We start from the raw sequence: 13,668 nt of genomic DNA on the forward strand, positions 1-13,668 counted from the left end.
GCGCCGCCTTTGACGGAATTACAGCTTTGGAATGTTGAATCGCTTGACCAGCGAGGATTCTCTTTCGATCTCGGCCTTCTGGAACGCGCGAAGCTGCTCGGCCGTTCCGGTGAACGCGCTGAAGTTGTTTTGCTCCAGATACTGCGCCGTTTCCGCATCCTTGAAGACGGCAATAAGCGTAGTTTCCAGTCGAGTAACGACAGTTTTGGGCGTGCCCTTTGGGGCGAAAACGCCCCACCACGCGACCTGGAAATACTCCTTGTAGCCGAGTTCCTGAAGTGTCGGGGTTTCGGACTCGGATTTCATGCGACGGTCCGACGTCATAGCCAACAGGCGGATCTTTCCGCCTTTCACGAGCGGCAGTCCGGCACTGTATTCTGCGATGGCGAAATCGACCTGCTTGCCCGCCAGATCCGTCAGCGTGGGGCTGCTTCCCTTGTAGGAGATGGCGTTCGCTTTTGCGCCTACCAATGACATCAGCCATTCGGTGGCGATATTGTAGGTGGCACTGCCGCTACCATAGTTGAGCTTGCCGGGTCGCTTCTTCGCGTCAGCGAACAAATCGGCAGCGGTCTTGTAGGGCGACTCGGCAGGGACATACAGCCCCATTGGGGAGTACGCCAGACGCGCCACGGGTTCGAGATCCGTGAGCGGGTTGTACGGCAGTTTTTCGTACAAGGCGACATTGGTTGTCACCGGACCATTCGCCGCCCAGAGCAGGGTATAGCCGTCTGCGGGTGCGTTGACCACCGTTTGCGCCGCGATGATCGCATTGCCTCCCGGCTTGTTTTCGATGACGACGGGTTTGCCCAAGGCAGTCTCCATCCGCTTGGCGGCATAGCGAGCCATCGTGTCCGTGCCGGACCCAGGAGGATAGGGCACAACGAGCTTGATCGGCCGGTCCGGATAGCCGCCTTGGGCGAGGGCAGTCTGCGGAAGCAGCGGGATGACGGCCAGGGCCATGATTGCCAGATACTGTTTCATGTGTGTCTCCTCTTCGGGTTGTGTTTTTCAGGAAGCCGTTGATGGATGCAGAACGACTCGCCCGATGACCTTGCGTTCGGAAATCGCGTTCAGGGCGTCTCTGAACGCTGCAAGGGGAAAGGTTGCGTAGGTCTCCGGATTGAGTTTTCCGGCTGCCGCCCAGCCAAGCATCTCGGTGAACGCATTGCGTACGCGATCCTTCATATCTGGTGGCGGCAGTTGCTTGCCCCAGCCCATGTAGTAGCCCCAGTAGATGCCGATCACCGAGACGTTCTTGACGAGCACCAGATTGGCCGGAATCTGCGGAATCGTGCCGCCGGCGAATCCCACCGGGATAATCCTTCCATCCGGGGCGATGCACCGGAGCGATTCGTTGAAGGTCTCGCCGCCGACTGGATCGAAGATGACATCGGCTCCACGCCCGCCGGTCTCGCGTAGCACCACGTCGCGGAAGTTCTCGGCGCGGTAGTTGATGGCGAGGTCGGCACCGTGACGCCGCGCGGCCTCGAGTTTGGTGGCGTCGCCAGCCGTTGCGATGACGCGGGCGCCCAGGATTTTCCCGATCTCAATGGCTGCCAGTCCGCTGCCGCCAGCTGCACCATGAACGAGGAGCGTCTCACCCTGGGCGAGGTTGGCGCGCCACTTCAGGGCACCGTAAGCGGTCGCGTAGATCGTTGGGAACTGCACAGCCGCATCGAAGCTCACGGGGTCCGGCAGGGCGAACACCGTGGATTCCGGGGCGACGATCTCTTCGGCAAAGCCGCCGATACGCACGGCTGCGACCACGCGATCTCCTGCCTTGAAAAGGGTGGCCTGGTCCCCGCATTCGACGACGACGCCCGCGACCTCGGTGCCCGGGGTAAATGGCGGCTCCCAGCGATTCTGATGCTTGCCTTCCAGCACGAGCAGGTTGGCGAAACTCACGCCAGCGGCGTGGACGCGAATCCGGACGCCGTCGGAGCGGAGGGGTTGGGGATCGACATCGGCCAACGCCGTGTTGTGGAGGCCAAGCTGACGGCAGACGACGGCTTTCATGCAACGGCTCCGTGTCGGCCCATGCCCGAAGCAAAGCGGGTGGCACCGGCCTTGGCTTCGATGCGCTTGGCGCGCTCCGCCAGCTCTGCCTCGATTTCGAGCGCATCGCCCATGGACGCGCCATCCTGCCGATAGACGGACTCGCGATCCGAATTCATCGCGATCTGGGGGAACGCCGCCATGGTGGCGGCCAATGCTTCGGCGGCGGCGCGCACGGAACCATCGGGTACGACGCGGGAGGCCAAGCCCATCTGAAGGGCCTCTGTGGCGGATACCATGCGGGCTGTCAGCAGCATGTCTAGTGCAAGGCTCGTGCCGATCAGTCGTGGCAGCCGAACCGTCGTGCCGTCGCTCATGGGAACCCCCCATCGGCGCGACAGGACTGCGAAAGACGCAGAGTCTTCGGCAATGCGGATGTCGCACCAGAGCGCCAGACCCAGGCCGCCAGCGCACGCGTGGCCCGCGACGGCAGCAATGATGGGCTTGCGCGCCGGTCTCGACAGCGGGCCGTCGCACCCGGCCCAGGCGTCGTATTCCGCACCGTCGGCCAATTCCTTCAAATCCGCTCCGGCACAAAAGGCACCGCCCGCGCCGAACAGTACGGCAACCCGGGCTTCGTCATCTTCCTCGAACGCCCGGATCGCAGCGCCGAGCGCCGCCGTTGCCTCGCGATCCAGTGCGTTCCTGACCTCAGGCCGGTTGATGATGATGGTGGTGACGGGACCGCTTTTCTCGGTCAGTATCTTTGGGTTCATGGCTGTGCTACCGGTCGATTGTGTTGAAGCTCACTGCGCGAACTCGTCGCGAATAGCGCTTGAGTGTTCGCCGATGCCGGGAACATCGCGCAACGTGCGCGGCTCGTTGCGGAATACGGCAGGCGGTGCCACGAGGTTGGCCTCACCATGCGGCGTAGGCACCGTGACGCGCCGCAGTTGGGGGTGCGTGGAGAGTTGGGTCACGTCGTTCACTGACGCGAATGCGATCCTGGAGGCCTTCAGCGCCTCGATGACTTCCGCCTTGGACTTAGTCGAGAGGATTTCAACGATTGCCTGATCCAGCTCTGCCCGGTGCTCGACCCGTGCAAGATTGGTCGAGAACTGGGGCCTGTCGAGCAGCGCCGGTTGCTGGAGGACGTCGGAGGCGAACCGCTTCCATTCCCCGTCATTCTGTACGCCGACCAGGACTGTTTCCGGATCGCCGATGGCTCCGCCGACCGGGAAGGCGCCATATGGCGCGATGGTGGGATGGGACAGTCCCACGCGAGGCCAGACCATGCCGGCGTACTCGTAGTGCAACAGCGGCACAGTCATCCAGTCGCTCATCGCGTCGAATAAAGAGACGTGAATGGCGATGCCGGCGCCGGTTCGTTCGCGCTGCAGCAATGCTTCCAGAATGGCCGCGTGGGCGTACATGCCCGTGGCAACGTCGCAAGCGGAGACGCCGATACGCCCAGGTGCCTCGGGCGTGCCGGTGACAGATGCGATGCCGCTTTCCGCCTGGACGAGTAGATCGTAGGCACGCATGCCTGCGTAGGGCCCTTCCTCGCCGTATCCCGTGATATCGCACGTGATGAGTCGGGGATGCCGCGCCCGCATTTCCTCCCACCCGAATCCGGCACGCTTCGCCGCACCCGGTCCAAGGTTCTGGATGAGGACATCCGCTTGCCCGATCATGCGCTGCAACAAAGCAGCGTCCTCGGCTACGGAGAAGTCGAGGACTACGGACTCCTTGCCGCGATTGAGCCAGACGAAATAGGTGCTGTCTCCGTTGACGGCCGAATCGTATCCGCGGGCAAAGTCCCCCTCGGCGCGTTCGATCTTGATCACACGGGCGCCGGCGTCGGCGAGCCGGGACGAGGCATACGGCGCGGCCGCAGCCTGTTCAACCGCCACGACCAGAATTCCTTCCAAAGGCAGTGCCATGGTATCTCCATGTTGAGTTTCCCTTGCCGCGCGGCGAGTTGGCGCACTGTGCACAGCAAACTTGAAAATAATGCTACGCAGTAGTATGTTTTTGGTCAAGCCCGATTCACGCTGTTGTGTTCGGTTCCAGCACGGAGGCGCTCGTACGCCGCCTGATTAGTCACCTGTCTCGTCATGAAGCTCTCATTGCAAGCCTTGGATCACCTCGATCTTCCTTTTTTTGACGGTGCGCATCGGCATGCGGCCGAGCAAATCGTAGCGTGGGCGGAAAGTGCCGACGTGCAGCTCTCCGTCCAGCCAACCAGGGACGAGGTCGACCAACAGTGCCGGTCGCTTGTTGACAGCCTGGGCAAGGCCGGCATTCTGTCGCTCTGCGTGCCTCGGACTTGTCGTTTCGGCAATGCCAGTATTGACTCGCGGTCACTGTGCCTGGCGCGCGAACTGCTGGCACAAATCAGTCCGCTGGCCGACTTCAGCTTTGCGATGCAGGGTCTCGGCTCGGGTGCGATTTCGCTGGCCGGCTCGGACGAACAAAAGGCAGCCTATCTGGGCGAGGTGGCGCACGGCAGAAAGATCGCCGCATTCGCGCTATCCGAGCCCGAGGCTGGATCTGACGTCGGAGGGCTGCGCTGTGAAGCTGTACGCTCCCAGAGTGGCTATGTGTTGAATGGCGAGAAGATGTGGATCTCCAACGGCGGCATCGCAGACTTCTACGTCGTATTCGCGCGCGAGCCGCATACCACGCGATCCGCGGGCATCTCGGCTTTCATTGTCGACGCAGACAACCCCGGCCTGGAAATCGCCGAACGCATCGACGTCATTTCACCCCACCCCCTGGCACGACTGCGATTCAGGGACTGCCATGTGGATGAGCGCATGCGCGTGGGAGGCGAGGGCGAAGGTTTCAAGCTCGCCATGCGTACGCTTGAGATCTTCCGCACATCGGTTGGCGCCGCCGCGTTGGGATTTGCCAGGAAAGCTCTCAAGCTGGGGATACAGCGCTCAATGACACGCGAAATGTTCGGTACGTTCCTTGCGGACATGCAGTTGACGCAGGCGACGCTCGCCGACATGGCCACTGCCGTCGAGTCATCGGCACTCCATGTCTACCGGGCGGCGTGGATGAGGGATCAAGGGAGGACGACCGCTCGCGAGGCTGCGATGGCCAAGTTGGTGTCGACCGAATCCGCACAGCGAGTTGTGGATTCTGCCGTGCAGATATGGGGCGGCGCGGGCGTGAGGGTAGGAGAAGAAGTGGAAGCGCTGTATCGCGACGTGCGCGCGCTCCGCATCTATGAAGGTGCCAGCGAGGTGCAGCGCCTGATCATCGGCAGCGGCATCGTCAAGGCCTGCCGGGCCTGAACCACAAGACACGACACAGGAGACGAACAATGGCAGGCGCTCTGGAAGGCATACGCGTGGTCGATATCAGTACTTTCGTGCTGGGACCGGTTGCAACTCAAATGCTGGGGGACATGGGGGCGGACGTGATCAAGGTGGAAGCACCGGAAGGCGACCCGACGCGGGGCATCGGACAGATGCGCTCCCCCGGCATGGGTTCCTTTTTTCTGAATCTGAACAGGAACAAGCGAAGCGTGGTGCTCGACCTGAAGCATCAGGAGGGGCGTGCCTCGCTCCGGTCGTTGATCGATGGAGCAGATGTCCTCGTTCACAACATGCGCAGCGGCGCGGCGAAACGGCTTGGCATCGACTTTGAGAGCCTGTCGGTTACACATCCGAGGCTGGTGCATGCCACGGCGCTGGGTTTCGGCAAAGGCGGCCGCTATTTCGACCGTCCGGCCTATGATGACGTCATCCAGGGCCTGAGCGGTGTGCCGGGGCTGAACCGGCGCATGACGGGTCAGACCGGCTACATCCCCATGTTGCTGGCCGACAAGCTCTGCGGCGTGTACCTGTACGGTGCCGTCATGACCGCCCTGTTGCACCGGGAACGAACGGGAAGGGGGCAGGAGGTACAACTTCCCATGTTCGAGACCATGGTCGGGTTCAACCTGCTTGAACACATGGCCGACCATGTCCTTGTCCCAGAACCTGACACACAAGCTGCGCCCATTGGCTACGGTCGGGTATTCAGCAAGGTGCACCGGCCCCTCATGACGCGCGATGGGCCGATTTGCCTCATCGCCAACACCGACGCGCAGTGGCACCGCCTTTTCGAGCTGATTGGGAAAGGGGAATTGCGCGACGATGATCGCTTCAAGACTATCGGTCAGCGGATGGCCAACGTCGTGCAGCTATACGACCTCGTCGAAGGCGCACTTCAGGGTCGAACCCGAACGGAATGGCTTGCGGCCTTCGCTGCGGCGGACATCCCGGCGGGTCCGGCCAACGAGCTTGCAGATATCCGCGCAGATGAGCATCTGGCAGACACCGATTTTTTTCAGGTGTTCCAGCACGAGTCCGAAGGCGAACTGCTCATGCCGAGGAATGCCATGCACCTGATGTCTACGCCGTCGTCGCTGCGTTGCGGTCCTCCGCGGCTCGGTCAACACACCGCGGAAGTACTGAACGAAGTTGACCGAGACGGCCGTCGCATGCACGGAGACCCGTCATGACGACGCCGGATCTTCGCAAACTGGTGGACCGTGAGATTGCAGACATCCGACACGTCTATGGCGCGAAAGACTGCATCCTCTATGCGCTGGGACTTGGTCTGGGTAGTCAGGCATCGGGTCCAGACTTGCGATACGTCTATGAGGAGAACCTTCAAGCCGTCCCTACGCTGCTGGCGGTACTTGCTTCCTCCTCAGACTGGATGCGCGATCCTGAAACCGGTATCCGGTGGGAACAGTTGGTGGCGCTATCGCATGACATCTGCCTGTCTGCGCCCCTACCCACATCAGGAAGCGTGCTGGGCAGAACGACAGTGGACAGTGTCCATGACCGAGGCGCGGAGCGAGGTGCGATCATCAACTGGCGGCGCGCAGTCATTGATGAGGCTAGCGGCAAAGAGTTTGGAACCCTTACGGCGCAGGCCCTCGCGCGCGGCAATGGTGGTTTTGGCGGCGCACCTCCGGTGCGTAGAAGCCATCCGGGCTTTCCACGCCGTCACGCCGACTACCTGATCGAATGGACGACCCAGCCAGATCAGGCGCTGCTGTATCGACTGTGCGGAGACTTCAATCCGCTCCATGCCGATCCTGCAGTGGCTGTCGAAGCTGGCCTGGAGCGCCCAATTCTTCACGGACTGTGCAATCTCGGGATTGCGTCCATCGCTGTGGCCCGGGATTGGCCGGGAGGACTACCGCTGCTGCGTAGTATCGGCGCGCGGTACACCGATGTGTTCTATCCGGGCGATATGTTGAAGACGGAGGTGTGGCACGAGAACGGAGAAGCCGTATTTCGCTGCACCTCTGATCGGACCCGGCGGACGGTCTTGGACGACGGCGTGGCGACGTTCTTTCGCGCGACAAATGCCACGGAGGAGACATGAGGATGGAGGCGGTCGAAGCAGCCGTAGTGAAAGCGGAGATCCGGCACGGCATCCTGATGCTTGGCATCGACAATCCACCGGTGAACGCGCTAAACAATCGGGTCAGACAAGCTCTCTTTGACCACGTCGCAACCGCACAGTCGGATGACGCTGTCCACGCGATGGTGATCTATGGTTGTAGAGCCCGATTCTCGGCCGGTGCCGATATACGCGAGTTCAATGGAACGCGGCGCTCGCCATTCACTAGCGAAGTCGCGGGCTCGATCGAAGAGGGGAAAAAGCCGGCCGTCGCCGCCCTGTCGGGATACGCGCTGGGAGGAGGACTGGAGCTTGCGCTAGGGACGCATGCTCGCGTGGCTGCGAAATCAGCGAGATTCGCTCTCCCTGAGGTCAAGCTTGGTTTGCTCCCGGGCGGGGGAGGCACCCAAAGGCTTCCGAGATTGATAGGGGTGGAGAATGCGGTGGACATGATCCTGTCGGGACGTGAAATCGCCTCCGGATACGCCTTTGAAGTGGGCCTCGTAGACAAAGTGGTTGAAGACGAAGCACTCCTTTCGGAGGCATTCACCATGGCGAGAATGCTTGCAGGAAGCAATGTCCAACTTCGCCGGACGGGGAGATTAAGGGCGGATGCGCGAGAGGGACTGGAAGACTTGGTAGCCGCGGCGCGCGCGCAACTCATCGACGAGGGGGAAATCGGTCCAGCTCACGAGTTCATTCTCAGTCTGGTTTCCGCGGCGACCAAGTTACCTTTGGCTGACGGCATCAAAGCCGAACACGAGGCGTTCATGCGATGCGTAGAAACCGCAGAGCACAAGAACCTTGCCGAACGCTTCTTTGTAGGCCGGGTTGATGGCGCGCGAAATGCATCAATGTAAGGCGCCCTTCGCCTACGCTGTTCTTTGCCGCTAGTATCGGTAAAGGCTGACACATGTCCAGCATTCTGGGCAAAACGCATGGTCTTGATTAGGATAGTGAACAAGCAGGAAACCCGCTGCAAGGAAGCCACGCTGCGATCCTGCCTGCGCAATGCGCCGCCGCCGGGGCCGGCATCTTGTCCAGATTCCGACACCATTCGTAATCTCTGTCCATCCCCCTCTGCCCCCGCTGACCGTAACGCTCGTTCCGGTCGGGTACAGGTCCGACGAACAAATGGCCCGTTGCCGGCGCGACGGGCCTCATTGGTTGCGCGACCGTCGGGCAGGTCGGTCAAGGCTGCAGGTGAACTTGGTCGTTGCCGTTGATGTGGTTGCGACCGACTGAGATCGCCCCGTTTTTGCCACTCGGTCTGGAAAGGAGATGACCGGAAACGGCGCGCCAAATCTGACGACGTTTCGTAAGCTTGCCAACCGATGGATCAGACAAGCGGAGTGGAGGCGTCCGGCCGGTCCCTAGCAGACCTCTGCATCGTCTACATCCGATGTGAACATGCGACTGCTCCTTTCACCCGCACATTCCATGACTTTCGTCCGCCTTCCAAAAAACGTACTTGCGCTAGCTGCGGTCTGCCTGACCTCGCTGATGTTCGGTCTCGAAATATCCAGTGTCCCGACGGTCCTCCCGACCATTGAGAATGTGCTGAACGCCGATTTCAGCCAGATTCAATGGATCATGAACGCCTATACACTTGCCTGCACCACGGTGCTGATGGCGACTGGGGCGCTGGCGGACCGCTTCGGACGCAAGCGCATCTATGTGGCCAGCATCGTGCTGTTCGGGCTCACGTCCCTGGGCTGCGGGCTCGCGCAAAGCGCCCCGGTTCTGATCGCCAGTCGGTTTCTTCAAGGAATCGCCGGAGGAGCCATGCTGATCTGCCAAGTGGCAGTGCTTTCGCATCAATTCCCGGAAGGGAAACAACGCAGCAAGGCATTCGGCGCCTGGGGAATCATCTTCGGCATCGGCCTTGGTTTTGGGCCGATTATCGGAGGCCTGATCGTCGCAGTTGCCAACTGGCAGTGGGTCTTCCTCGTGCATTCGCCGGTCGCTATCGTCGCACTGGCTCTGGTGCTGGCCGGCGTACAGGAATCCCGGGACCCAAATGCGCAACGTCTGGACGTTCCCGGCATCCTCACTCTTTCCGCGTCGTGTTTCGGGCTCGTCTACTTCATCACGCAAGGCTCGGATCTCGGATATTCCAGTCCCACCGCATTGAGTCTCATTGCCGCGACGGTATTGAGCTTCGTTGCATTTATCTTTGTCGAGAAGCGCAGCTCTCGACCCATGTTCGACTTTTCGGTGTTCCGGATCCGCTCGTTCTCGGGCGCGCTGTTCGGATCAATCGGCATGAACTTCAGCTACTGGCCGTTCATGATCTACCTGCCGATCTATTTTCAGGGCGCTCTTGGCTACACGAGCGTGACCGCCGGGCTGTCGCTGCTCGCCTATACGGTACCGACGCTGATCGTGCCACCGGTTGCAGAACGACTGGCACTCAGGTTTGAGGCGCGCAGGGTCATTCCGCTCGGCATGTTCACCATCGGCCTTGGCTTCCTGCTGATGATGTTTGGCGCTGGCGCGGAGCACGCTAGTTGGCTCACAATGCTGCCGGGTTGCCTGTTGTGCGGAACGGGGCTGGGCCTGACCAATACACCGGTCACAAATACAGCCATGGGTTCGGTCTCGCCAAATCGCGCAGGCATGGCGTCGGGTATCGATATGAGCGCGAGACTGATCAGCCTGGCCGTCAATATCGCGCTGATGGGCCTTATTCTTCTCGAGGGCGTGCATGCTTATCTCACGCGCGCATTTTCCAGCTTTCCAGAAACCTCGTCGCTTCGTTTGCTCGCGGCACAGGTAGCCGGAGGCAATATCGGGCATCTCACGCAGAGCGGCGCTGAAATTGCGGCTGTCGACCCGCAGGGCGTGACCCTTCATGCAGCTCTCGTACACGGCTTCGGGTTCGTGATGATGTACGGGGCGATCGGTGCGTGGGCTTTCGCCCTGCTAAGTGTTGCAGTGTTCGACGCTGGCACGCGCGCACATCGCCAGGCACCTGCAGTGGATAACGGTGGCTAGTCAACCTGAAATCCCAAGGCTATCCGCTAACCGCTCTGCCAGCCCGTCGCGGCGGAAAGCTTTCACAACGAGGCCGATGAATACGCGCGTTTTGCCGGGCATCAGGTTGCGACAGGCCGGGCATTCACGGGCCTGCGCAGCCTTAATCAGCCGTGATGTTGTTGGCCTTCACCACCTCGCCCCACATCTTGTAGTGGGTGCGGGTTAGGGTAGCGAGTTGCTCCGAGGTGCCGCCACCGGGCTCGTCGCCGCGGTCGACGATGCTCTTGACGACGGCCGGGTCCTTCAGCGCCGTATTCAATGCGGCGTTGGCTTTCTTGACGATATCAGGGCTCAGGCCCGGCGGTCCGTACAGGCCGATGAACGAGATGATGGTGAAGTCCTTGATGCCGCCCTCGGTGGCCGTTGGCACGTCCGGGATCATGGCCACGCGCTTGGGTCCCGTGACCATCAGCGGCCGCAACTGGCCCGACTTGATGAAAGGCGCGACGACCGAGGTGGCATCGAACATCGCATCCAGGCGTCCGGCCATCAGGTCGACCATGGCCGGGCTGCTGCCCTTGTAGGGCACATGGTTCATCCTGGGGCCGCCCATGCGCTCGCGCAGCAGTTCCATGGTGACATGCGGCAATGCGCCGGTACCGCCAGAGCCATAGTCGATGGTCTTGCCCGACTTGTCACGCGCCTTGACCTCCTCGACGAACTGCGCGTAAGTCTTGATAGGCGAACTGGCGGGCACGACCAGGACCAGCGGCGACTGCAGCATCACGCCTATCGGCGTCAGCTTCTGCGGATCGACGATGCCAAGCTTGGTGTAGACATGCGGCATGATCGTCATCGAGCCGTTGCCGATCAGCAGCTTGTTCCCGTCGGGCGCCGCGCGCATGACCTCAATGGAGGCGATATTGCCGTTCACGCCGGCCTTGTTGTCGATGACAAACGACTGGCCGAGCGAACTCTGCAGGCCGTTAAGCAGCGCACGTCCCGCGAAGTCGGTCTGGCCACCGGGCGGAAAGCCGACCAGCAGTGTCACCGGCTTGGTTGGCCAGGAGGTCTGCGCCCACGCGGCGTTCGTCGTCAGCGCGCCAAGTCCGAGCGCAGCGACGCTCAGTATCAACGCGGAACGGCGCGAGTTCACGGGCGATTTCTTGGTGATTGTCATGACAGGTCTCCGATTATGTTTTGAATGGACCGCAGTCCATGGCGCTTCAGGCCGACTTTTCCATCGCTTCCCACATCCCGTTGATATAGACCGCGCCGAGTGCCCGGTCATAGAGGCCGTATCCCGGCCTGCCGGTCTCGCCCCAGATCATGCGGCCGTGGTCGGGGCGGTAATAGCCCTGGAAGCCGACCTCGTGGTACGCCTTGACGATCGCGGCAATATCCAGCGATCCGCAACTCGACAGGTGGGCGGTCTCCTCGAAATCGCCTTCCGGCGTGATCTTGACGTTGCGGATATGGGCGAAGTGGATGCGTCCCATGGCGCCGAACTCGCGCACCAGCGCCTCGACGTTGTTCTGCGGGCCGGCGCCAAGCGAGCCGGAGCACAGCGTCAGGCCGTTTGCCGGCGTGTCGATGATCGCCAGGATGCGTGCCAGGTCGTCGCGGTTCTTGACGATGCGCGGCAGTCCGAAGATGGGGCGCGGCGGATCGTCCGGATGAATGGCCATCTTGATGCCGCACTCCTGGGCCACCGGAATGATCGCGCGCAGGAAATGCTCCAGGTGCTCCCATAGCGTGCCTTCGTCGATGCCACGATATTCGGCCAGCAGTGACTGCAGTTCTCCTGGCGCGTAGCTCGAATCCCAGCCGGGCAGGGCGATACCCTGGCTGACGTCGACCTGTTCGACCTCGCGGGTGCTGAAGGCAAGGCAGGTCGAGCCGTCATCGAGCTTTTTTGCCAGTTCCGTACGGGTCCAGTCGAACACCGGCATGAAGTTGTAGCAGATGACCTCGATGCCCGCGGCGGCCAGGTTCCTGATGTTCTGCTGGTAGTTCGCGATCAGCCGCTCGCGCGTCGGCTTGCCGAGCTTGATGTCCTCATGGACCGGAACCGACTCCACCACCTTGAATTGCAGCCCCGCCCCCTCGATGGTGGACTTGAGCGCCAGGATCTTGTCCAGCGGCCATACCTCGCCAACCGGTTCGTCGTAGATGGCCGAGACGATGTGGGTCATGCCCGGGATCTGCCGGATGTATTCGAGAGGGACGGGGTCGGTCGGGCCAAACCAGCGGAACGACATCTTCATGGGTGGGCTTCCTTGGGGCGACTCTGATGCTGCAGAAGAGAACGGAAAAGAAATCCGGCCTGAACCGGCGCGCGTCATGGCCGGTAGGCCACGCGGCACTGGTGTACCGGATCGGGCAGTTTGGTTCACCAATTATGAACAGGTTGCCCAATTTTGCCGTCATGGTTTACCATGGTGTACATCAGGCGCTGCCCGGCCATGCCTTCCTTGTGGCGAATGGTCAACCGGTGATCACATCAGGCAGCCGCCGCCTTACCTGCGATGCCACATTCCCCCAGCGATCTTGCAACCCGTCCGATACTCGAGAACCCACCAGCGGCCAGCGACCGTTCGTACCTGAGCCTGGCCAGCCAGGTGCAGGCATTGATCGCATCCGGAGAGTTCTCCGCCGGCATGCGATTGCCGTCCGAACGCACGCTGGCCGAGCGGTTCAGTGTCAGCCGTACCCTGGTGCGCGAGGCCATCATCGCGCTGGAGGTGCAGGGGCTGGTCGAAGTGCGCGGCGGCTCCGGGATCTACGTCTGCGCAGAAGCGCCCGCGCCCGGTCGCGAGCCGTTCGAGATGCCCTGGCGGCCGGGGCCGATAGAATCGCTGCGCGCCCGGGCGCTGATCGAATCGGAAATCGCCGGCCTGGCCGCCATCGAGCGCAAGGACAGCGACCTTGACCGAATGTTCGCGGCCCTGAGCCTGATGCGCGAGCACATGGACGACAAGCAGGCCAACGAGGCGGCGGACCGGCAGTTCCATCTGTACCTGGCCGAATCGACCGGCAACAGGGTCCTGCTGCATATGGTCACCGCACTGTGGGACAGCGGGCGCAGCGATCCGCTATGGGGCAAGATCGAGGAACACTTCCATACCACGCGGCTGCGGGAGGCATCGCAGGAAGACCATCAGCAGATCTTCGCGGCGGTGATGGCGCGCGACGCACCAGCGGCGCGGGCGGCAATGCGTAACCACCTGGAGAGGGTGATCAGCGAGTTCACTCAGGCGTGGCGTTGATAGCCCG

12 protein-coding genes are annotated in these 13,668 nt (G+C 61.8%); 6 read left to right on the top strand and 6 right to left on the bottom strand.

What is annotated here, in order from left to right:
- Positions 1–18: 18 nt before the first annotated feature.
- From ACEI37_RS08565 to ACEI37_RS08580, 4 genes are read right to left on the bottom strand one after another with little or no spacing between them, the layout of a single operon-like run.
- The gene (locus tag ACEI37_RS08565) at positions 19–984 is read right to left on the bottom strand and encodes a Bug family tripartite tricarboxylate transporter substrate binding protein (protein ID WP_373376308.1); all 966 of its coding nucleotides are present in this window, start codon (positions 982–984) and stop codon (positions 19–21) included.
- A 27-nt stretch (positions 985–1,011) separates the two neighbouring features.
- Positions 1,012–2,019 (bottom strand): NADPH:quinone oxidoreductase family protein, encoded by a 1,008-nt coding sequence (locus ACEI37_RS08570; RefSeq protein ID WP_373376309.1) that lies wholly within the window; start codon positions 2,017–2,019, stop codon positions 1,012–1,014.
- Positions 2,016–2,774 carry a crotonase/enoyl-CoA hydratase family protein gene (locus ACEI37_RS08575; RefSeq protein ID WP_373376310.1) on the bottom strand — a complete coding sequence of 253 codons (759 nt, stop codon included), beginning with the start codon at positions 2,772–2,774 and terminating at the stop codon, positions 2,016–2,018. Before ACEI37_RS08575 ends, ACEI37_RS08570 begins: the two co-directional genes overlap by 4 nt.
- 30 nt (positions 2,775–2,804) lie before the next feature.
- Entirely contained in the window at positions 2,805–3,941 is a 1,137-nt protein-coding gene (locus ACEI37_RS08580) for a CaiB/BaiF CoA transferase family protein (RefSeq protein WP_373376311.1), read from the bottom strand.
- A 174-nt stretch (positions 3,942–4,115) separates the two neighbouring features.
- On the opposite strand from ACEI37_RS08580, the gene ACEI37_RS08585 reads away from it, so the two are divergent.
- The 5 genes from ACEI37_RS08585 (at position 4,116) to ACEI37_RS08605 (ending at position 10,410) form a co-directional block, all read left to right on the top strand.
- Entirely contained in the window at positions 4,116–5,303 is a 1,188-nt protein-coding gene (locus tag ACEI37_RS08585) for an acyl-CoA dehydrogenase family protein (RefSeq protein WP_373376312.1), read from the top strand.
- Positions 5,304–5,332: 29 nt separating this feature from the next.
- A complete protein-coding gene (locus ACEI37_RS08590; RefSeq protein ID WP_373376313.1) occupies positions 5,333–6,517 on the top strand; it encodes a CaiB/BaiF CoA transferase family protein in 1,185 nt (394 codons plus the stop codon).
- Complete coding sequence (locus tag ACEI37_RS08595; RefSeq protein WP_373376314.1) at positions 6,514–7,395, top strand: MaoC/PaaZ C-terminal domain-containing protein; 882 nt, start codon at positions 6,514–6,516, stop codon at positions 7,393–7,395. The genes ACEI37_RS08590 and ACEI37_RS08595 overlap by 4 nt, the downstream gene beginning before the upstream one ends.
- Before the next feature lie 2 nt (positions 7,396–7,397).
- Positions 7,398–8,273, top strand: coding sequence for an enoyl-CoA hydratase/isomerase family protein (locus tag ACEI37_RS08600; RefSeq protein ID WP_373376315.1), 876 nt, complete (start codon positions 7,398–7,400; stop codon positions 8,271–8,273).
- 580 nt (positions 8,274–8,853) lie between these two features.
- On the top strand, positions 8,854–10,410 hold the full coding sequence (locus ACEI37_RS08605) for an MFS transporter (protein WP_373376316.1): 1,557 nt from the start codon (positions 8,854–8,856) through the stop codon (positions 10,408–10,410).
- A gap of 142 nt (positions 10,411–10,552) precedes the next feature.
- On the opposite strand, the gene ACEI37_RS08610 is transcribed toward ACEI37_RS08605, so the two are convergent.
- Together ACEI37_RS08610 and uxuA are read right to left on the bottom strand one after the other, a co-directional pair.
- Positions 10,553–11,572: a Bug family tripartite tricarboxylate transporter substrate binding protein gene (locus tag ACEI37_RS08610; protein WP_373376317.1), complete on the bottom strand. Its 1,020-nt coding sequence runs from the start codon at positions 11,570–11,572 to the stop codon at positions 10,553–10,555.
- A gap of 46 nt (positions 11,573–11,618) precedes the next feature.
- The gene (gene uxuA / locus ACEI37_RS08615) at positions 11,619–12,659 is read right to left on the bottom strand and encodes a mannonate dehydratase (RefSeq protein WP_373376318.1); all 1,041 of its coding nucleotides are present in this window, start codon (positions 12,657–12,659) and stop codon (positions 11,619–11,621) included.
- Between the two features lie 261 nt (positions 12,660–12,920).
- Here uxuA and ACEI37_RS08620 point away from each other — a divergent pair, with 261 nt between their 5' ends.
- Complete coding sequence (locus ACEI37_RS08620) at positions 12,921–13,661, top strand: FadR/GntR family transcriptional regulator (protein WP_373376319.1); 741 nt, start codon at positions 12,921–12,923, stop codon at positions 13,659–13,661.
- Positions 13,662–13,668 lie beyond the last annotated feature (7 nt).

The organism is Cupriavidus nantongensis, assembly GCF_041726985.1.
In the GTDB taxonomy this organism is placed as follows: Bacteria; Pseudomonadota; Gammaproteobacteria; order Burkholderiales; family Burkholderiaceae; genus Cupriavidus; species Cupriavidus nantongensis_A.